We start from the raw sequence: 18,558 nt of genomic DNA on the forward strand, positions 1-18,558 counted from the left end.
CCCTCCAGGAGCGTCCCGAAGGGCGAATGTCCAGCACTCAACGGGCGTGGTCGAGGGCTTGGGCCAGGTCCTGCCAGAGGTCGTCCAGGTGTTCCAGGCCCACCGAGAGGCGGATCAGGTCGGGGGAGATGCCCGCGTCCTTGCGGGAGACCTCGTCCATGATCCGGTGGGTCAGTGACGCCGGGTGCTGGATCAGGCTGTCCACGCTGCCCAGGCTCACCGCCGGCGTGATCAGCCGTACAGCGGAGACCACCGCCACCGGATCGGCTGAGGTCTCGAACGACACCATCGCCCCGCCCACCCGCGGGTAGTGCACCCGGGTGACCCGCGGGTGCTCGGCCAGCCGCCGCGCGAGCTCCGCGGCCGTGGCCGACGCCGCCCGCACCCGCACGGGCAGCGTCGCCAGGCCGCGCAGCAGCTCGTAGCCCGCGATCGGGTGCAGCACGGCGCCGGTGAGGAACCGGACCTGGCGCAGGGTGCGCGCCGTCTCCTCGTCGCACGCCACGACGCCGCCCATCACGTCCCCGTGCCCGCCCAGGTACTTCGTGGCGCTGTGCAGCACCATGCCGGCGCCGAGCGTGAGCGGGCGCTGGAGCACCGGGGTCGCGAACGTGTTGTCCACCAGCAGGGGGACCGGGCCGCAGGCGGCGGCCAGCGCGCGCAGGTCCACCTCGTCCAGGGTGGGGTTGGCCGGGCTCTCCACGACCACCAGCCCGGTCCGGTCCGTGATCGCCGACGCCGCCTCGTCCGGCGTCGCCCACGTCACCGAGGTGCCGAGCAGGCCGGAGCTCAGGAGGTGGTCCGTGGAGCCGTACAGCGGCCGTATCCCGACGACGTGCGGCCGGCCCGCCGCGGCCTGCGCCAGCAGGCACGCCGACAGGGCCGCCATGCCGCTGGCGAAGGCGACGGCGGCGTCGGCCCCCTCGAGCTCGGCCAGGGCGGTCTCGAAGCGGCGCACGGTCGGGTTGGCGACGCGCGCGTACACGGGCGGGCCGCCGTCGTCGTGCCCGTCGGCGAACTGGTCGAGGCGCGCGGCCTCGGCGGCCACGTCGTGCGACGGGTAGGTGGTGGACAGATCGATCGGCGGGGCGTGCAGGCCCAGGGCGGCCAGGTCGTCCTTGCCGGCGTGGACGGCGCGCGTGGACCAGGAGTGCGCGGAGGCTGGGCGGGTGGGCGCGGGGTGCACGGACGGTGGGTGCACGGGCCCCGGATGCGTGGTCATGGGGGACTATCGGCACCCGGCACGGCTCGCGTGGGGCGGGCATGCTACAAATTCGGGCCATGGGCCAGAACGTGATCCTCGATTCGGTCGACCGTGCGCTCATCGACGAGCTGCAGAAGGACGGCCGGCTGTCCAACAAGGTGCTTGCGCAGCGGGTCGGGGTCGCGCCGTCGACGTGCCTGGCCCGCACCCAGCGCCTGCAGAACGCCGGGGTGATCCGCGGCTACCGCGCGGAGATCGACCCGGCCGCCGTCGGGCGCGGGCTGCAGGCCATGCTCATGGTGCGGCTGACCACCCACTCCCGGCCCCTGCTGGGGCCGTTCGTCGAGTGGGTGCGGCGCCTGCCGCAGACGCGGGCGGTGCACCACGTGTCCGGCCCGGACGACTTCCTGGTCCACGTGGCCTGCGCCGACACGGACGAGCTGCAGCGCCTGGTGCTCGACCTGACCGCTCGCGGCGAGGTGGGCCGCGTGCAGACCGACCTGGTGTTCTCCTCCTGGACCTGCGGCCCGGTCACCCCGGCGGACTGACCGGGCCGGACGACAGGCCACCGGGGTGACCTGTCGTCCGGCGGGCCGGTCAGAGCGCCTGCGCCAGCAGGTCCGCGAACAGGGCGTCGGGGTCGACGTCCAGCCCGCGGGCCGTGAACCAGGCGCACACGGTGCGGCAGTCGCGCAGCAGCACCTCGCTGGCGAACGGGTTGGCCACCAGGTCCACGACCTGCGGCAGGTCGATGATGACCAGCCGTTCGCCGTGGGCCAGGATGTTGTACGGCGACAGGTCGCCGTGCGCGAAGCCCAGCCGCGCCAGCACCGACATGCCGTGCGTGAGCTGGTCCCAGTACGACTCCAGCAGGTCGTCGGAGGGACGCTCCCGGGCCAGCCGCGGCGCGGCGACGATCTGCGTGCGGCCCTCGTCGTCGACCTCCTCGGTGCCCACGAACTCCATGAGCACCTCCGTGCCGTCGATCTGGACCGGGTACGGCACCGGGGCACCCGCCGACCACGCGTCGCGCAGGGCGACGAACTCGGCGTCGGCCCACTGGGTGGCCGAGACCGCGCGGCCCCACGCGGACTTGCGGTCCTCCATGGCGCGCTGGTCGCGCGTGCGGCGCACCCGGCGGCCCTCCGTGTACTCGGTGCCGCGATGGAACTGGCCGTGGTCCAGGCTGCGGTACCGCTTGGCCACCAGGAGGCAGCGCTCGGGCTCGCGGGCCGGGTCCGACGGCGGGGTGTCGTGGGGCGGGGTGCCGTGCGGTGGGGTGCCGTGCGGTGGGGTGCCGTGCGGTGGGGTGCCGTGTGGCGGGGTGCCGTGCGCTGGGGTGTCGTGCGGTGGGGTGCCCGTCGGCGGGGCGGACGCGTTGGAGGGTGTGGCGCCGTGTGCAAGGCCGGCCGGGCCTGCGGGTGTGGCGCTGTGCGGCAGGTCGGACGGGCCCGCGGGTGTGGCGCTGTGCGACAGGTCGGCCGGGCCTGCGGGTGTGGCGCCGGACGGAACGTCGGCCGGGTCTGCGCTCGGCGGGACGGCGCGCTCGACGAGGAACGCGTCCGCCTCCTTGCCGGTCTTGAGGATGCCGAGCTCGGTGTCGAACGCGGCGTCCCGGGTGACCAGCCAGTCCGGGACCGGTTCGGGGCCGCGCTGGCCCTTGGCGACGGAACGCCAGGTGGACCACCGCTGCCCAGGTCCCGGCTGGGTGGGGTCGGTGGGTGTGTGGTGCGTGGGTGCGTCGTGATCGGGGGTGTCCGGCGCGAAGGCGCCGTGCTCGGCGTCCTCCATCAGGGCGAACGTGCTCGGGTGGGGGCCCTCCAGGTCCGCACGGCCGACGGTGCCGCGACGGTTGTCGCTGCGCTTCCTGCTCGCGGACTGGATCAGGACAGGCTTCGGTGCTTCGGGAAAACGGGGCAAGACGGTGCTCCTTGATGCCGGAGCACAACCGGATCAGTGCCGGGTGCTCCTGGTGACAGTGGCGTCTGCTGCCGCGGAGGCAGCTGCGCGAACGACGTCGTCCATGACCGCCTCCTTCCTGTCCGCACTCATCGAGCGCACCGTGACGGGCACTGGGCCCGGGGTCTGGCCGGCCAGCGAGCGCCGCCTGCAGGGCTGTCTCGATGACCGTGCGAGGAGCATGTCACGCGTGCGGGACGGCGCGCACCTGTTTTTCCGACGAGGTCGGCATGTCCTGCGAGGTCGGCACTCTCCTGCGAGGTCGGCAGTTTGCCTCGAGATCGGTCCAGGCCTGTGCCGACCTCGAGGCAAACTGCCGACTCCGCGCGGCAAACTGCCGACTCCGCGCGGCAAACTGCCGACTCACCCTGCAAACTGCCGACCGCCAGGTTGGCCGAAGGCCTCCCTGCGGTCTGCCACCCTGCAGTCTGTCGGTCACCCTGCGGTCTGTCGGTCACCCCGCGGTCTGTCGGTCACCCCGCAAGCTGCCGATCACCCCGCAAGCTGCCGATCACCGGCAGTCCGCCGACAGCCCCCGGACCTCAGGCAGGTGGCAGGTAAGGGTTGGGCCGGGACCCTCTCACCACGTCGGGCGGCAGGTGTGCCGTGATCCTGGCGAGCATCTTCCGGGTGTCGGCGCGGTCGGCGGCGCTCGTCCGTTCCAGGGTGATGCCGGCCCGGCGGATGGCCTCGGCGCGGTTCTTCTCGCTCATGTACTCCGCGGCAGGGTCGTGACCGGCGCGGACGCCGTCCGGCCGGTACTTGATCAGGCCGTCGAACTCGATGCCCAGCCGCCACTGCTCGTAGCCGAGGTCGGTATGGAAGAGCCCGCGGTCGGTCTGGACCGGCATCTGGGTGCTGGGGCGGGGGAGGCCCGCACGCAGCATCTCGTAGCGCACCCAGGTCTCCCAGGCTGATCCTGCGCCGCCGTCCGCGAGCTCGACGACCGACCGGGCCCTCTGCACCCCGCGCTGTCCGGCGCGGGCGTCGATCATCTGGAGCAGGACCTGACGGTCGGCGCCGAGGGACAAGGCGGAGTCGGCGATCACGAGCGCCTCCAGGGGATGCAGCGCCAGGGCGCAGTCGACCACGGTGCGGTCGAGCGACGTGACGGGAAGATCGTCGACCAGGGCGACGTCCGCGGGCGGGACCGCTCCCCGGTGCCGTACGACGTCCTTCGCCGATCGACCTGAGGCGCGATAGCCCTGGTAGACGTGCGTCGCGTCGGGCACCGTCCAGACCCGGCAACCCAGCAGCAGGGCGGCGGTCGTGTGGCTGAAGACGTGGTCCGCGCGGAGCTGGGAGTGCAGGGCGCGTGCCCGGGCCAGCTCCTTGATCCGCTTCTCGCGCGGCGCCGACGAGGGGCCGCCGACCTGGACGGCGTCCACCTCGCAGTAGGCGCCGCGGCGGACCTTGACGAGGGTGCCGCGGCGGTGGGCGTTCGCGAGCTGGTTGCGGTCGCGCTCGGCGGCGAGCAGGACGGAGGGGATTGTCACGACGGGGGTGGACGATGCGGCGGTCATGGGACGAGAGTGCGCCAACCGCGTGCGGCGTGCTGCCTGCGGTGTCAGGGGATGTGCACAGGTCCGACGCCGCGGGACATGTGGTCACGCGATGAGCCCTGCGGCACGGCGCAGAGGGTCTCCGCGCGGCCTGACAGCATCTTGAGGTCGGCACCTTCCTGCGACGTCGGCAGTCTGCCTCGAGGTCGGCACAGGCCTGTACCGACCTCGAGGCAAAGTGCCGACTCCGCGCTGCAAACTGCCGACCTCGAGGGAAAGTGCCGACTCCGCGCTCCAAACTGCCGCTCTCGAGGGAAAGTGCCGACTCCGCGCGGCAAACCGCCGACGCTGCGCGGCGAACTGCCGCTCTCGAGGCAAACCGCCGACTCTGCGCGGCGAACTGCCGCTCTCGAGGGAAAGTGCCGACTCCGCACGACAGACTGCCGACCGCAGAAGAGTCAGCCGCCGGCCTCAGCTCCAGGGGAGCGCGTCCTCCACGGACTCCCACAGGGAGTCGCGGACGTCCTCCGTCGTGTCCTGCACGCCCTGCTGCAGGTCGTCCTGGAGCTGTTCGCGCTGCTCCTGCAGGGAGTCGCGGGCGTCCTGCGTGACCTGCTGGGCGTAACCCACCACGCCCTGGACGGCGATCACGATCACCCACACCACCACGACCAGCCAGAACGGCCACGTCCGGCCGCCGCGGCGCATCCGCACCGCCCGGAAGAGGTTCACGACGGCGGAGGTGACGATGCCCAGCAGCGGGATCGACAGCTCGGCCATCCGCGGTGCCCAGACGGGGTCGAGGTTCAGCAGCGCCACGGCGATGTCGCCGAGCGCGGCGAAGAACGGCAGCCCGGCCGCGCTGGGCATCACGTCGAAGCCCGGCAGGAGCCGGACGAGCTGGTACACGGCCAGCGCGAGCAGCAGGCGCGGGACCCAGCCGAGAACCGTCGCCACGACGCCGAGGCCGCCGCCCGTGCTCCGCCGCTCGTCGTCCCGGGGCTCCCGCGAGTCCCGGCGGTCCCGGTCGTCCTCGCGCCGGGGTGCGGGGGCAGCCGGCGGCTGCGGGGCCTCCGGCTGCGCGGCCCGACCCGCGGGCTGCTGCGCTGTGGCGGGCGCGGCCGCCACAGCGGGCACGGGCGTGGGAACCGGGCGCGTGCCCGGCGGGGGACCGGGCCGGTACGCGGGCGCCACCTGCGTGGCCTGCTGGTTGCTGACCGGCGCCATGCGCTGCGTGGGGTTGCCGGCCGGGCGGGGCGGCGCCGGCGGCGTCGGGACGCCGGGGAGCGGCAGGCCGTGCCGCTTCCGGTAGGCGACCCAGCCGTCGTAGGTGTCGGCATACCCCTCGGGCGTGAAGGCCGGACCCCAGCGCATCGCCGCCCACAGGTAGTCCTTGATCTCGGCGGGCGCGCGCCCGCCCGCCCGCTGCGGCCCGACGGCGGACAGGTAGACCGAGATGATCTCCTCGGCGGCGCCGTCGAACCCGTCGCCGTGCACCTGGTGCAGCCGGCCCATGAGCTGCTGGTCGTAGACCAGGTTGGTGACGGGCTCGCCCTGCCGCACCGGGTTGCTCGCCAGGGGACTGGTGGGGGCGACGGCGCCCGTGGGCGCCCCGCTGCCGGTCAGCACCTCGGTGACCAGGCCGCGCTCGATCGTCGTGGCGTCGGTCGCCGCCAGGAGCGACGGGTCCAGCCGCGCGCTGTCGCCCGCGAGCTGGGCCACGGTGCCGATGAGGTTGTGCAGCGGCGGCCGGTCCTCGGGCCGGTGCCGGGTCATGGCCAGCACGAGGGGGAGCAGCCGCTGGTCGACCGGTCCGACGTCGGCCGCGGTCAGGTCACGGCCCGCGAAGTTGAGGTCGTTGGGGAGCTGGCCCGTGGCGAGGAAGATGAGCAGCAGGCCGAGGCTGAACACGTCCGAGCGGGCGTGCGGCTTGCGCACGAAGAGCTCGGGCGCCATGTACGAGATGGTGCCCGCCGCGTGGGTCGACGTCGAGGTGCCGTGCCCCTTGGCGATGCCGAGGTCGATCAGCACGTACCGGCCGGGCGCGGCGATGATGTTCGCGGGCTTCACGTCCCGGTGCAGGTAGTGCTCCTCCTGGAGCACGGCGAGGGCGTCCAGCACGTCGTCGGCGACGCGCAGCACGTCGTGCACCGGCAGGGGCCCCTCGGCGGCCACCCGCTGGGCCAGCGTCGGACCCGGCACGAGCTCCATGGCGAACCACGGCGTCGCGGACCGCAGGTCGGCCGCCAGGAGCCGCGGGAAACCGCGCCCGGCCAGACGGTCCAGCAGGGCGGCCTCGCCGACGAACCGGTCCAGCGAGCCGTGCTCCGCGTTCGTCAGGACCTTGAGGGCCACCTCGCCACCCTGCCCGAGCGCGCGGTACACGTGCGCGAAACCGCCGTGGCCGAGCGTCCCGACGAGCTGGTACGGACCGAGCACCTCGCCGGTCGCGGGGATGCGGGGCCCCGCCTGCTGCGGGCCGGCCGGCCGGCCCGCAGGTCCGCCGCTCGCGGGCGGCGGCGCGAACGTCGACGCGGCGGGCGCGAACCCGGCGGACGACGGCGCCGCGGGGCCACCCTGTCCCGCGGGCGGCGCTCCGGGCGCCGGGCGCACGGCGGTCTCCGCGAACCGGGCGGTGCCCGTCTGCCCTGTGCCGCTCTGGCCTGTGCTCGCCTGACCTGAGCCCGCCTGTCCTCTGCCCGACGGCAGCACGACCTGCGTCGGCGCGGTGGGCGGCGGCGTCGGGGCGGTGCCCGTGGCCGGTCGCACGACGGCGGTCCGGTCACCGCCCTGGGCCGGCTGGCCGGCGGGGCGTACGGCCGGCGTGCGGGTGGTCTCGTCGGACAAGCAGGGCTCCTCAGCAGTGCACCGGGACGACCGGTGGGGACCTGAGCAAACCTATCAGCGTCCCGCTGTGCCGATCAGGCATGTGCCTGGCCGGTTTCGTGCCGGTTCCGTGACCGCGCGGGCTCCGGACCGGCGGCCTCCGCGCTAGCCCTCGCCGCCCGGCAGAGCGTCCTGGAGCTGCTCGGTGACGCTCTCCTCGATGCTGTCGGTCGCGTCCTGGCGGGCGTCGTCGACGCTCTTCTCCAGCTCCTCGCGGGCGGTGTCCTCGGCGTCCTGCTTGGCGTCCTCGATGCCCTCGTCCACCGACCGCTCGATGTTCTGCCGCGCGTTCTCGGCGGCGTCCTGCGCGTAGCCGACGATGCCGCCCACGGCGAACACCACGATCCACGCGAAGACGGCCACGCCGTACGGCCAGACCGCCAGCGACGTGCTGAGCGCCCGGATCGTGTTGAACACGCCGGCGAGCGCCATGCCGAGCACGGGGATGGTCAGGTTGGCGGCCTGGTCGGACCACTCGGGGTTGAGGTTGAGCATGCCGAGCACACCGTCGCCGATGCCGCGGAACAGCGGGAACTGCGCGACGTCGGGCATGACGTCGAAGCCCGGGACGAGCCGGACGAGCTGGTAGACGCTCAGCACGAGCAGCAGGCGCGGGATCCAGGCCAGCACCGCGCCGGCCGCCGAACCGCCGGGGCGGGAGTCGTCGTCGCGGTCACGGCGGGGTGCGGGCGGCGTCGGCCCGGACGGCTGCGGTGCGTAGCCCTGCTGGTCCTGGTCGTAGCCCGTGCCCGGCTGCCGGCCGTAGGCGTGGGGCGCCTGCGGGTAGCCCTGACCCTGCTGCTGCCCGTAGCCGGCTGTGGGCTGCGGATACCCCGGAGCCTGCTGCTGGCCGTAGCCGGCGGCGGGCCGGCCGTAGACCTGGGTCGGCTGCCCGTAGCCGCCCTGTCCCGCGCCGGGCTCGCCCGGGAACGGGCCGGCCCCGTGGACCTGGGTGGGCTGGGCGGTCTCGTAGGGGCGGTACGGCTGCGCGGGCGGAGGTGTCGCGGCCCGGAAGTCGCGGCCCTGCCCGGCGACGCCGGGAGCGTCCGCCGCGCCCGACGGCGGCAGCACCTGGGTCGCGTCGCCGTACGACCCGCCCTGGGCGTGGTCGGCGTAGCCGCCGCCCTGCGTGGGCGGCATGGCCTGGGTGCGGTCGTCGTAGCCTGTCGTGCCCGGCGTCACCACCTGGGTGCGGTCGTCGTACCCCGCCGTGCCGGGGCCCATGACCTGCGTCTGGTCGTAGCCCGTGGCGGCCTGTGGCGCGGCCCCCTGCCCGGACCGGCCGGCCGGGAAGACCTCCGTGCGGTGCGGCGCGGCATACGATGACGGGGCATCGGGCTGCGCGTCCGGGCGACCTGTCCGAGCGGGTGGCCGCTGGATCTGCGTGGGGTCGGCTGCCGGAGGAATTCGGCGGGTGGGCTCGTCGGACACGCGGAGGCTCCTCGGTTGTGGTCCGGTTTCGACACCTGTTTCGCGAGAACCTACCAGGTGGGGTGAATGCCCCGTTGGGGTGGCCAGGCAGGCCAACATGTCCGACCCTTGCTTCGGGGGCGGACCACGCAATGCCGCCTGTCCAGGAACTTCGGAGGAAACGCATGAGCTCTGACACCGTGCCCCGCTGGCCTCGGATCGACGCGGTCGTCCGGGAGGACGGCTCCGGGGAGGTGACGATCGACGGGACGTTCCATCCCATCAGCGCCGCCAGCCTGGAAGAGGCACGCGTGGAGGTGCTGCGCCGGGTCACGGAGAACGCGGCCCGGGTGGGCCGGCCGGTACGGGCCTCCGCGACCGGTCCCGAGGGGCTCTGGAACCTGATCGTGCACCCCGACGGGACGGTGGTCCCGGAGGAGGACGAGCTCGCCCCGCCGTCGGCCCCGACCCCGCAGGCCCCGCCTGCCGGGCCCGTCCCCGACCAGGTGCCGGGACAGGCCCCGGGGCCCGTCTTCGACGACGCGTCCGCCGCCGACCTGCCCACGCGCGAGCCGCTACCCGGCGCGCACGACGGGCCGTCGGCCGACCCGCTCGCCTCCGCCGTCGAGATCGACCCGGACGACACGGTGCGCCGCGTGCCGGCGCCCGGCCCCGCCCCGGACCTGGGGCCCAGGCCGGACCTCGCACCCCGTTCCGACCTCACGTCCGGCCCGGCCGACGCTCCGGGCGCGGCCGACCGGCTGGGAGAGAGCGCCGCGGACCGCGACCTCGTCGCCCCCGCCGCGGACCCGGGCGTCGACCCGGGCGCCCTGCCGGGCACGGTGCCCGGCGACATGGCGGGTCATCACGCCGCGGGACCGGCGTCCGGCCCCCTGGACACGGTGCCCGGCCCGGCCGGCCCCCTGGACACGGTGCCCGTCCCGTCCGGACCCGTGGACGGCGTCCCGTCCGGCGCGGGCGCGTCTGCCGCACCGACCGACACCGGGCGGACGGGCGGCACGGAGGCGCCTCGCTCGCGCCGCGAGGCGCGGGAGTCCTTCCTCACCCACCAGCAGGACGAGGACCCGGCCACGCGCGGGTTCCGCGGCGTGCTGACGCGCCTGGGCATCCGCGTGGGGCCCAGCGAGTCGGAGCGGGCGGAGCGGGCCGACGAGCGCGCCGTCAGCCAGCACTGGCCGGGGCCGCGCACCATCTCGATGGTGAACGGCAAGGGGGGCGCGGGCAAGACGCCGTCGACGGTGCTGCTCGCAGCGGTGTTCGCGCAGTTCGGCGGCGCGGGTGTGGTCACCTGGGACAACAACCAGACGCGCGGCACGCTGGGCTGGCGCACCGAGCAGGGCCCGCACGAGTCGACGCTCCTGGATCTGCTGCCGCAGACCGACCGCCTGCTGGGGCCGTCCGCACAGGCCGCGGACCTCGCCCGGTACGTGCACCACCAGACGCGCGACCGGTTCGACGTGCTGCGCTCCAAGCCGATCGCCATGGCGAACGAGCAGCGCATCGAGCCGCAGGACGTCGACGCGATCCACTCGGTGCTGTCGAAGTACTACCGGATGATCCTCATCGACTCGGGCAACGACGAGTCCGACCCGATGTGGCAGCGGATGATCGACCTGACCGACCAGCTCGTGGTCGCCACCACCACGCGGGACGACCACGCCGAGGCCGGTGCCCTGCTGCTGGAGGCGCTCTCGACGCGCGACGGCCGGTCGGCGTACCTGGCGCAGCAGGCGGTGGTGGTGGTGAGCCAGGCGGACCAGAAGCAGCCCGCGAGCGAGCTGGAGCGGGTCGCCGACGGGTACCGGTCGCTGGCCCGCGAGGTGGTGACCATCCCGTTCGACCCGGCCATGGTGGACGGCCACCTGCGGTACGGCGCGCTGCGCCCGGACACCCGTCGCGCCTGGCTGGCGGCGGGCGCAGCGGTGGCCGGCGGCCTGTGACCGGCGGGGCGTCCGGCCGGTCCGTGCAGGGCCGGCCGGATCAGGCCCCGAACAGCCCGACGATCTGGTACCAGGTCGCCATGGTGTCGTAGCCCATCTCGTTGAGCAGCGCCCACACGATGCCCACGATCGCGTAGAGCGAGACCGGGACCAGGAAGATCCACTCGCGGACCGATCCCGCGTCGCCCAGGATCGGGATCGACAGGTTGCCGCCGGACCGCCAGATCATGTCGAGCTCCAGGCCCCGACCGTCCCGCATCCAGCGCGGGGAGCGGAACTTCAGCGGCCAGAGCAGCGGCACGCCGTTGGTGGTGATCATGTCGCCCAGGATGTGCACGGTGCAGCCCAGGGCCACGCTGAACGGCATCCAGAACCACTCCTCGGGCGCGAAGATGGCGATGAGCACCGCAAGCGTGATCGACGTCGTCCACGGCAGGACCTTCGTGTCACGCGTGATCTTGAGCGCCTTGAGGGCGAACGCGACCAGCAGCACGCACATGATGCCCGGGCCGATGAGGATCGCACCGATCTCCGGGTTCCCCGTGTCGATGCTCAGGAAGCTCAGGCCCCAGGCGATGGCCGTGAACACCGCGATGCCGAGGATCGAGTGGGTGCCCTTGCGGTGCCCGCCCGAGACGGCCTCGATGCCCTTGACCACGACGTTCGACACCGGCTTGAGGGAGTTCGCGATGGTGCCGGAGTGATGGTCGGCGTCCGGCAGGAGCGCGGCGCCCGCACACACGAGCGCTCCCGCGATCACACCGGTGTCCGTCACGGGGTACCAGCCGAAGGCGATCGGCGTGGACGCGGTGACCGCTACCCAGGCCGCGGCTCCCGTCGCGGCGTGGTTGCCTCCCATCATGGTCGTGTGCGCTCCAGTTCCCGGGGAATCCCGATTGATTTGTTAACTCTGACCAGGTTTGTCCCGGAACCCTAACGCGCACCTCCGACACACCTCCGCAGGCGCGCGCGACGTGCCAGACCCTCAGGTCAACCAGGTGACCTGAGGGTCTGGCACGGGGGGCGTCAGGCGCCCGTGACGTACATGTAGTGGTGGAAGCTCTGGTCGCGCACGAAGCCCTCCGACTCGTACAGACCCTGCGCTGCGACGTTGTCCCACGCGGTGGCCAGCGAGACGCGGATGGCGCCCGCCTCCTTGGCACGGCGGCACGTGTCCTGCACCAGCGCGCGCCCGGCACCCGTGCCGCGTGCGGCCGGGGTGACGAACAGGTCGTTGAGCACCCACGAGCGGCTCAGGCTCACCGACGACCAGGTCGGGTAGCTCTGGGCGAAGCCCACCAGCCCGCCCGGGGTCCCGGCGTCGTCCGGCCCGAGCTCGGCGACCAGCAGCACGCTGTCGCCCGCGTCGCGGCGGGCGGTCAGGTAGGCCCGCGCCTCGGCATCGGGTACCTCCTGGTCGTAGAACCTCAGGTACTGGCGGAACAGGTCGACCACGGCATCGACGTCGTCGTCGGTCGCGGGGCGCACATCAACAGACACGTTCGCGATCATGTCAGGCCGCAGGGGGTCGGCGCCACGACCTCCCGCGATACCGCGAAGATCCGAGAGGTGATACAGGAACACGACGGCGCCCGGAACGGTTGACACAGGCGATGAACACCCAGCCACGCCTGTCCGTCCTTGACCTCGTGCCCGTCCGCTCGGGCCAGACCAGCGCCCAGGCCCTGGCGGCCTCGCTCGACCTGGTGGCGCTCGCCGACCGCCTCGGTCTGGAGCGCTACTGGTTCGCCGAGCACCACAACATGGCCGCCGTCGCCGCGTCGTCACCGCCCGTCATGATCGCCGCGGCTGCCGCGCGCACCTCCCGCATCCGGGTGGGCTCGGGCGGCGTGATGCTCCCGAACCACGCCCCGCTCGTGGTCGCGGAGCAGTTCGCGGCGCTGGAGGCGATCGCGCCCGGCCGCGTCGACCTCGGCATCGGCCGCGCGCCCGGCAGCGACCCCGTGGTCACCTCCCTGCTGCGCGCCACGGGCCCGACGGCGGACGTGGACCGGTTCCCGCAGCACGTCACCGACATCCTGAGCCTCATGGGGCCCGACGGCGCCCGCCTCCGCCTGGTCTCGGGCGACGTCTACGACGTGCGGGCCACCCCCGCGGCCGCCGGGACACCCACGGTGTGGCTGCTGGGCTCCAGCGACTACTCGGCCCGGCTGGCCGCCGAGCTCGGCCTGCCGTACGTGTTCGCCAACCACTTCTCCGGGCAGGGCATGGAGCAGATCCTGGGCCTGTACCGGGACGGCTACCGGCCGTCGGAGGAGCACCCCGAGCCGCGCACCTTCGTGACGGCCAACGCGGTGGTGGCGCCGACGTCGGACGAGGCGCACGACAGGGCCCTGCCCCAGCTGCGCCAGATGGCCCGGCTGCGCTCCGGGCAGCGGCTCGGGCCGCTGGAGACGGTGGAGGAGGCGCTGGACGCCCAGGCCGCCGAACCCGCCGACGGCATGATCGCCCAGTCGATCGAGTCGATGCGCGCACGCTGGCTCATCGGCGACGCCGAGCAGGTGGCCGGCCAGGTGCGCGACCTGGCCGGGCGGTACGGCGTCGAGGAGGTCATGCTCGTGCCGGTGGCCGGTTCGCGGGCGGAGGAGCCCCTCGACGCCACGCCCGGGCGCGCACGAACCCTGGAGCTCCTGGTCGAGGCGCTGAAGGACTGAGCGCGCTGTACACGCCGGAGCGGCCCGTCCTGGGCACCCCAGGAACCGTCGCTCCCGCCTGGCGATTGCTCCACCCGCTGGTCGGCAGAAGGTCAGGTGATCGGCAACCCGGGTTGCCGATCACCTGACCTTCTGCCGACCGCGGACCGCGCGGGGCAGCCGGGGCGGTCACGCCGCGCGTGCCGCCCGGTGCCGGATGGCGCGCGCGTAGTCCGCGCGGGGGACGTGCGGCGTCACGTGGAGCACCATGCCGGCCTCGGCCGGGGTGCGGTCCGCCTTGTGCGAGTTGCACTCGTAGCAGGCGGCCACGAGGTTCATCCACGTCGAGGGCCCGCCGCGGGACCGCGGCAGGATGTGGTCCACGGTCTCGGCGGGGCCGCCGCAGTACGCGCACAGGCCGTCGCGCCGCTTGACGCCCAGCTTGGTGCACGCGGGCGCGCCGCCCGACTTGTAGAGCCACCGCATCGTGACGTACCGGACCAGCCGCAGCACGCGCGGTAAGGGGAACGGCCCGAAGGAGCGGCCGTCGACCGCCTCCTCCACGACCGCGACCTCGCGCACGAGCATGTGGATGGCATGCCGGACCGATACCCGGTGCAGCGGCTCGTAACCGGCATTGAGGACAAGGACGTCGGCCACGGGCCTGCTCCTTCCGGTGAGCGTGTCGTACTTCCTGGATGTCTCGGGTCGTGCTGTCGGGCGGGACGTGTCCGCGCCCGGGACGACAAGAGCCGCCCGGGAACAGGCATCCCGAGGCGGCTCACAGCACTGGTCCGGCACTGCCGGATCAGGAGCGTATGGCGCCCCGGATGGCCTCACGGCCGTCCCACAGGTGCGTGGCAGTGGTCGGGTAGGACGACGCGGTGGCGGCACTGACCTTGCACAGGCCGGCGGCCTGGAGCGCGAAGCTGGTGCGGACCATCGTGTTCTCGTCCTTTCCCGTCTCGTTCGAAGGGCTGGTATCGGTGCTGCGGCAGGCGTGCGGACACACGTCATGCCTTCACGGCGCGAGTCCGTGTGTGAAGAAAGGTACAACGAGGACTTGGTGTCGTCTATGGCTTTTCCGGAACTGCAACCCAAGGATGCATCAAGAACCTCCGCGTGGCGGCACGTCCCGGCGTGTCGCTCAGGGGGCCGGGGCGGCCCGGCGCTCGAGGTCGGTATCCCCGGCCCGGGAGGCCGCCAGCTCCGCCTGGAGCGCGGCGAGCTGTCCCCGGATCGCCCGCAGCTCGTCCATGACCTCGGCGTCCGACCGCTCCTCGTGCTCGGCGAGCTCGTCGATGCTCTCCATGCCGCTGACGACCACCGCGATGAACAGGTTCAGCACCGCGAACGACACCACGAGGATGAAGACCACGAAGAAGATCCAGGCGGTGGGCTCGTGCGCCATCACGTCGTCGGCGATGTCCGGCCACGCCTCGCCCGTCATGACCTGGAACAGCGTGAACGCCGTGGTCCCCAGGTCGCCGAAGTGCTCCTCGGCGATGCTCCCGTAGAGGTTGGTCGCGATGACCACCGACACGTACATGACCAGGAGCAGCAGCGCCCCGACGGAGCCCATCCCGGGCACCGCGGCGACCAGGCCGTTCACCACGCGCTTCATGGACGGTACGGAGTCGGCCAGGCGCAGCACCCGCAGGATCCGCAGGGCGCGCAGCAGCGAGAGCGGTCCGGTCGCGGGGATCAGCGCGATCCCGACCACGAGCAGGTCGAAGACGCTCCACGGGTCCCGGAAGAAGCGCGTCCCGTGGGCGATCAGCCGCAGGGCGATCTCGGTGACGAAGAACCAGAGCATCACGTCGTCGATGGTCTGCAGCACCTCGTCGGCCGGCCCGTCGACGATCGACGTCTCCAGGCCCAGCACCACCGCGTTGGCGATGATCACGCCGAGCACCACCCGCTGGAACCACGGGTGGTCCACCAGCGTCCGCAGACGCCCGCGCACCGACACGCCACCGACCGGCATTCCGGACTCCTTTCAGGGGGTTTGTCCGGAATGCAGGGTAACTGGCGCGTGGCGCGCGGCGCCGCGAGGTCCGGCGCCGGGCCGACGCCGGCCCGGCGCAGGGCCCGGCCCTACCAGGTCACGGGGTCACGGATGATCGGGCAGGTCATGCAGTGCCCGCCGCCCCGGCCGCGACCCAGCTCGCCGCCGGCGATCTCGATGACCTCGATGCCGGCCTTGCGTAGCAGGTCGTTGGTGGTCGTGTTCCGGTCGTAGGTGAACACGACGCCCGGCTCGACCGCCACCGAGTTGTTGCCGCTGTCCCACTGCTGCCGCTCCGACTCGTAGACGTCGCCGCCGGTCTCGATGACCCGGAGCTCGCCGAGCCCGGAGACCTGCCCGACGACGTCGAGGAAGGACGACCCGCCGGCGTCGGTCACCGAGACGCCGAGCGGCCCGCCGTCGGGCCGCAGCACGAACGGGTGCACGCGGTCGACGATCCGCGGGTACACGGTCACGGTGTCGACGTCGACGAACGTCATGATCGTGTCCAGGTGCATGGCCGCACGCAGGCGGGGCATGCCCGCCACGACGATCTGCTCGGCCGCGCCGGCCTCGAACAGCGAGGCGGCGACCTGCGTGATGGCCTGGCGCGAGGTGCGCTCGCTCATGCCCATCAGCACGGTGCCGTTGCCGATCGGCATGATGTCGCCACCCTCGAAGGTGGCCTCTCCGTGGCCGGTCTCGGGGTCGCCCCACCACACCCGGCTGCCCACGTACTGGGGGTGGAACGTGTAGACGGCCTTCATCAGCAGCGTCTCGTCGCGGCGAGCCTGCCAGTACAGCGGGTTCAGGGTGAGGCCGCCGTAGATCCAGCACGTCGTGTCGCGCGTGAACAGCGTGTTCGGCAGCGGCGGCATGAGGTACTCGCGCGCGTCGGGGCTGAGGTCTGCCAGTGCGCGGAAGCCCGGCGGGAGCTCGGGCACGTCCGCGACGGCGAGGCCGCCGATCAGGTAGCGCGCCAGCTCGTGCTCGGGCAGCGACTCCAGGTACTCGCGCGTGGCCTCCACCAGGCCGTTGCCCACGATCTCGGGCACGATCTTGCGGTCCAGGAGCCAGTTGCGGGCGCCCGGCACGCGGAGCGTCTCGGCGAGCAGGGCGTGCAGCTCGACGACGTCGACGTCGCGGCCGCGCAGCTCCGCCACGAAGTCGGCGTGGTCCTGCTGCGCGCGCTCGACCCACAGCACGTCGTCGAACAGGAGGTCGGCGGAGTTGGACGGCGTGAGCCGCTGATGGGCCAGCCCGGGCGCGCAGACCAGGACCTTGCGCAGCCGGCCGACCTCGGAGTGGACGCCGTACGCCGACGAGGGTGTGCCGGCCGGGGGCGGGGTGCTGTCGATGGTGTTCATCGGGCGCTAACGGTACTCACCCGACCGCCGTCGTGCCGAGCAGCGAGCCGATCGCGAAGGTCGCGCCCAGCGCCAGGGCTCCGCCGATCACCACGCGCGCCGTGGCGCGCACCCGCGGTGCGCCGCCGATCCAGGCCGCGATCCACCCCGTCCCGGCCAGGGCGGCCAGCACGACGACGAACGTCACGCCGACCCGCCAGGGCTCCGGGATCAGGAGCACGGCGGCGAGCGGCAGGACGGCGCCGAGCGTGAAGGCGACGGCGGACGCGAGGGCGGCGTGCCAGGGGCTGACGACCTCGTCCTCGTCGATGTTGAGCTCGGCCTCCAGGTGGGCGGCCAGGGCGTCGTGCTCGGTGAGCTCAACGGCGACCTGGCGGGCGGTGGCGGGGGACAGGCCCTTGGCCTCGTAGAGCCCCGCCAGCTCGGCGAGCTCCTGCTCGGGCATCTCGGCGAGCTCGGCCTTCTCCTTGGCGATGAGGGCCTTCTGGCTGTCGGACTGGCTGGAGACCGACACGTACTCGCCCAGGGCCATCGAGATCGCCCCGCCGACGAGGGCGGCGAGGCCGGCGGTGAGGATGGGCCCGGTCTGCGACGTGGCGGCCGCGACGCCGACGGCGACCGCGGCGACCGAGACGATGCCGTCGTTCGCGCCGAGCACGCCGGCGCGCAGCCAGTTCAGGCGCTCTGCGAGCCCGTTGGTGTGCGGCTCGTCGGGGTGTCCGGCGGCGTCGCGGCCGGTGTCCGGGTGGTTCGTGCCGGACGTGGGGGTGGTCATGGGTTCAGGCAACCAGGAGTCGGCGCGGAGAGCCAGTGCCGGGGGCGGGGTTGGACAGCCTCACCTTGCCCCCGGCCGTGGTTCAGTACGCCTGCGTGTCCGGGGTGCGCTCGCCCACCGGGACCTCCACGGCCAGCGTGTTGCCGTCCTGGGCCAGCGGGCACGTCCATGCCGGGTCGTAGGCGCAGGACGGGTTGTAGGCGAAGTTGAGGTCGAGCACCAGGTCACCGTCGCCGAAGTCGCCGGGCCCGCCGCCCTCGCCGCCGTCGGGCCCGCCGGTGTGCCCGAGCCAGGCGCCCTTGATCGTGTCGATGAGGTAGCGCCCACCGCCGTAGGTGCCGCCGGGCGGGCCCGCGAGCGCGTCCTTGATCGGCACGAACAGGCCGCCGCCGTAGGAGGCGAGCCGCCAGACGTCGAGCGTGCCGAGGTCGCCCAGGGTGTCGGACGCCAGGGTCACCGTGCCGAGCAGCTCGAACGGCACCACACCGTCGGTCCCGGTGGGCACGTCGAGGCGGCGCGGCGCGCCGTCGGGCCCGGGCTCGGCCGGGACGATCGGGGCGCTCAGGCGCCAGGCCGGGTCGTAGGGGGTGACGGTCAGGCCGGTGAAGCCGGGCCGGTCCTCGGGCAGGATCGGCGACACCGGGTGCGTCGCGAAGAGCTCGTCCCGGGCGGCGACCCAGCCGGCGTGGGCGGCGGCCGGGTCCACGACGGCACGGGTGCGGGCCTCGGCGTAGAGCGCGAAGACGCGGCGGCGCCAGTCCGCGGTCTGGAGCGCCGTGACGGCCGGGGAGGTGGTGGCGTACGTCATGCGCACGACACTACCCACCGCGGC

General features: G+C 73.5%; 16 protein-coding genes and 1 pseudogene. 3 read left to right on the top strand and 14 right to left on the bottom strand.

Translation table 11 applies throughout. The features are described 5' to 3' along the window. Positions 1–37 precede the first annotated feature (37 nt). Positions 38–1,222: a trans-sulfuration enzyme family protein gene (locus ACIG47_RS06425; protein ID WP_397430108.1), complete on the bottom strand. Its 1,185-nt coding sequence runs from the start codon at positions 1,220–1,222 to the stop codon at positions 38–40. Positions 1,223–1,281: 59 nt separating this feature from the next. On the opposite strand from ACIG47_RS06425, the gene ACIG47_RS06430 reads away from it, so the two are divergent. Further along, entirely contained in the window at positions 1,282–1,752 is a 471-nt protein-coding gene (locus ACIG47_RS06430; protein ID WP_397414695.1) for an Lrp/AsnC family transcriptional regulator, read from the top strand. 49 nt (positions 1,753–1,801) lie between these two features. On the opposite strand, the gene ACIG47_RS06435 is transcribed toward ACIG47_RS06430, so the two are convergent. The 5 genes and pseudogenes from ACIG47_RS06435 to ACIG47_RS06455 all read right to left on the bottom strand — a co-directional run bounded on the left by ACIG47_RS06435 (position 1,802) and on the right by ACIG47_RS06455 (position 8,982). Beyond that, positions 1,802–2,410: an RIO1 family regulatory kinase/ATPase gene (locus tag ACIG47_RS06435; protein WP_397430352.1), complete on the bottom strand. Its 609-nt coding sequence runs from the start codon at positions 2,408–2,410 to the stop codon at positions 1,802–1,804. A gap of 321 nt (positions 2,411–2,731) precedes the next feature. Further along, positions 2,732–2,902 (bottom strand): annotated as a pseudogene (locus ACIG47_RS06440) (serine/threonine protein kinase); the annotation flags it as partial. Positions 2,903–3,705: 803 nt separating this feature from the next. Continuing rightward, a complete protein-coding gene (locus ACIG47_RS06445) occupies positions 3,706–4,686 on the bottom strand; it encodes a hypothetical protein (protein ID WP_397430109.1) in 981 nt (326 codons plus the stop codon). 450 nt (positions 4,687–5,136) lie between these two features. Then, complete coding sequence (locus tag ACIG47_RS06450) at positions 5,137–7,512, bottom strand: protein kinase (protein ID WP_397430110.1); 2,376 nt, start codon at positions 7,510–7,512, stop codon at positions 5,137–5,139. 144 nt (positions 7,513–7,656) lie between these two features. Next, positions 7,657–8,982 (bottom strand): hypothetical protein, encoded by a 1,326-nt coding sequence (locus ACIG47_RS06455; protein WP_397430111.1) that lies wholly within the window; start codon positions 8,980–8,982, stop codon positions 7,657–7,659. A 164-nt stretch (positions 8,983–9,146) separates the two neighbouring features. On the opposite strand from ACIG47_RS06455, the gene ACIG47_RS06460 reads away from it, so the two are divergent. Further along, positions 9,147–10,922 (top strand): ATPase, encoded by a 1,776-nt coding sequence (locus ACIG47_RS06460; RefSeq protein ID WP_397430112.1) that lies wholly within the window; start codon positions 9,147–9,149, stop codon positions 10,920–10,922. A 40-nt stretch (positions 10,923–10,962) separates the two neighbouring features. Here the strand turns inward: ACIG47_RS06460 and ACIG47_RS06465 are convergent, their stop codons facing one another. Together ACIG47_RS06465 and ACIG47_RS06470 are read right to left on the bottom strand one after the other, a co-directional pair. Next, on the bottom strand, positions 10,963–11,784 hold the full coding sequence (locus ACIG47_RS06465) for a metal-dependent hydrolase (RefSeq protein WP_397430113.1): 822 nt from the start codon (positions 11,782–11,784) through the stop codon (positions 10,963–10,965). A 164-nt stretch (positions 11,785–11,948) separates the two neighbouring features. Further along, complete coding sequence (locus ACIG47_RS06470) at positions 11,949–12,422, bottom strand: GNAT family N-acetyltransferase (RefSeq protein WP_397414709.1); 474 nt, start codon at positions 12,420–12,422, stop codon at positions 11,949–11,951. A 113-nt stretch (positions 12,423–12,535) separates the two neighbouring features. On the opposite strand from ACIG47_RS06470, the gene ACIG47_RS06475 reads away from it, so the two are divergent. Then, entirely contained in the window at positions 12,536–13,597 is a 1,062-nt protein-coding gene (locus ACIG47_RS06475; RefSeq protein ID WP_397430114.1) for an LLM class flavin-dependent oxidoreductase, read from the top strand. Positions 13,598–13,765: 168 nt separating this feature from the next. Here ACIG47_RS06475 and ACIG47_RS06480 read toward each other — a convergent pair whose 3' ends face one another. The 6 genes from ACIG47_RS06480 to ACIG47_RS06505 form a co-directional block, all read right to left on the bottom strand. After that, a complete protein-coding gene (locus ACIG47_RS06480; protein WP_020018328.1) occupies positions 13,766–14,236 on the bottom strand; it encodes an HNH endonuclease in 471 nt (156 codons plus the stop codon). 148 nt (positions 14,237–14,384) lie between these two features. After that, positions 14,385–14,519, bottom strand: coding sequence for a hypothetical protein (locus tag ACIG47_RS06485; RefSeq protein WP_397414713.1), 135 nt, complete (start codon positions 14,517–14,519; stop codon positions 14,385–14,387). A gap of 204 nt (positions 14,520–14,723) precedes the next feature. Beyond that, on the bottom strand, positions 14,724–15,563 hold the full coding sequence (locus ACIG47_RS06490) for an ion transporter (protein ID WP_397430115.1): 840 nt from the start codon (positions 15,561–15,563) through the stop codon (positions 14,724–14,726). Positions 15,564–15,673: 110 nt separating this feature from the next. Further along, complete coding sequence (locus ACIG47_RS06495) at positions 15,674–16,951, bottom strand: arginine deiminase (protein WP_397430116.1); 1,278 nt, start codon at positions 16,949–16,951, stop codon at positions 15,674–15,676. Positions 16,952–16,967: 16 nt separating this feature from the next. Then, a complete protein-coding gene (locus ACIG47_RS06500) occupies positions 16,968–17,726 on the bottom strand; it encodes a VIT family protein (protein WP_397414719.1) in 759 nt (252 codons plus the stop codon). An 82-nt stretch (positions 17,727–17,808) separates the two neighbouring features. Next, positions 17,809–18,534 carry a DUF1684 domain-containing protein gene (locus ACIG47_RS06505; RefSeq protein ID WP_397430117.1) on the bottom strand — a complete coding sequence of 242 codons (726 nt, stop codon included), beginning with the start codon at positions 18,532–18,534 and terminating at the stop codon, positions 17,809–17,811. Positions 18,535–18,558: the final 24 nt, after the last annotated feature.

The organism is Promicromonospora sp. NPDC052451, from assembly GCF_044547525.1.
Taxonomy (GTDB): Bacteria; Actinomycetota; Actinomycetes; order Actinomycetales; family Cellulomonadaceae; genus Promicromonospora.

Bases quoted from the DNA above. Each gene is read 5' to 3' on its own strand.
- ACIG47_RS06425 (WP_397430108.1), bottom strand. From the start codon at position 1,222: ATGACCACGCATCCGGGGCCCGTGCACCCACCGTCCGTGCACCCCGCG.
- ACIG47_RS06430 (WP_397414695.1), top strand. From the start codon at position 1,282: ATGGGCCAGAACGTGATCCTCGATTCGGTCGACCGTGCGCTCATCGAC.
- ACIG47_RS06445 (WP_397430109.1), bottom strand. From the start codon at position 4,686: ATGACCGCCGCATCGTCCACCCCCGTCGTGACAATCCCCTCCGTCCTG.
- ACIG47_RS06460 (WP_397430112.1), top strand. From the start codon at position 9,147: ATGAGCTCTGACACCGTGCCCCGCTGGCCTCGGATCGACGCGGTCGTC.
- ACIG47_RS06465 (WP_397430113.1), bottom strand. From the start codon at position 11,784: ATGATGGGAGGCAACCACGCCGCGACGGGAGCCGCGGCCTGGGTAGCG.
- ACIG47_RS06475 (WP_397430114.1), top strand. From the start codon at position 12,536: ATGAACACCCAGCCACGCCTGTCCGTCCTTGACCTCGTGCCCGTCCGC.
- ACIG47_RS06485 (WP_397414713.1), bottom strand. From the start codon at position 14,519: ATGGTCCGCACCAGCTTCGCGCTCCAGGCCGCCGGCCTGTGCAAGGTC.
- ACIG47_RS06490 (WP_397430115.1), bottom strand. From the start codon at position 15,563: ATGCCGGTCGGTGGCGTGTCGGTGCGCGGGCGTCTGCGGACGCTGGTG.
- ACIG47_RS06495 (WP_397430116.1), bottom strand. From the start codon at position 16,951: ATGAACACCATCGACAGCACCCCGCCCCCGGCCGGCACACCCTCGTCG.
- ACIG47_RS06500 (WP_397414719.1), bottom strand. From the start codon at position 17,726: ATGACCACCCCCACGTCCGGCACGAACCACCCGGACACCGGCCGCGAC.
- ACIG47_RS06505 (WP_397430117.1), bottom strand. From the start codon at position 18,534: ATGACGTACGCCACCACCTCCCCGGCCGTCACGGCGCTCCAGACCGCG.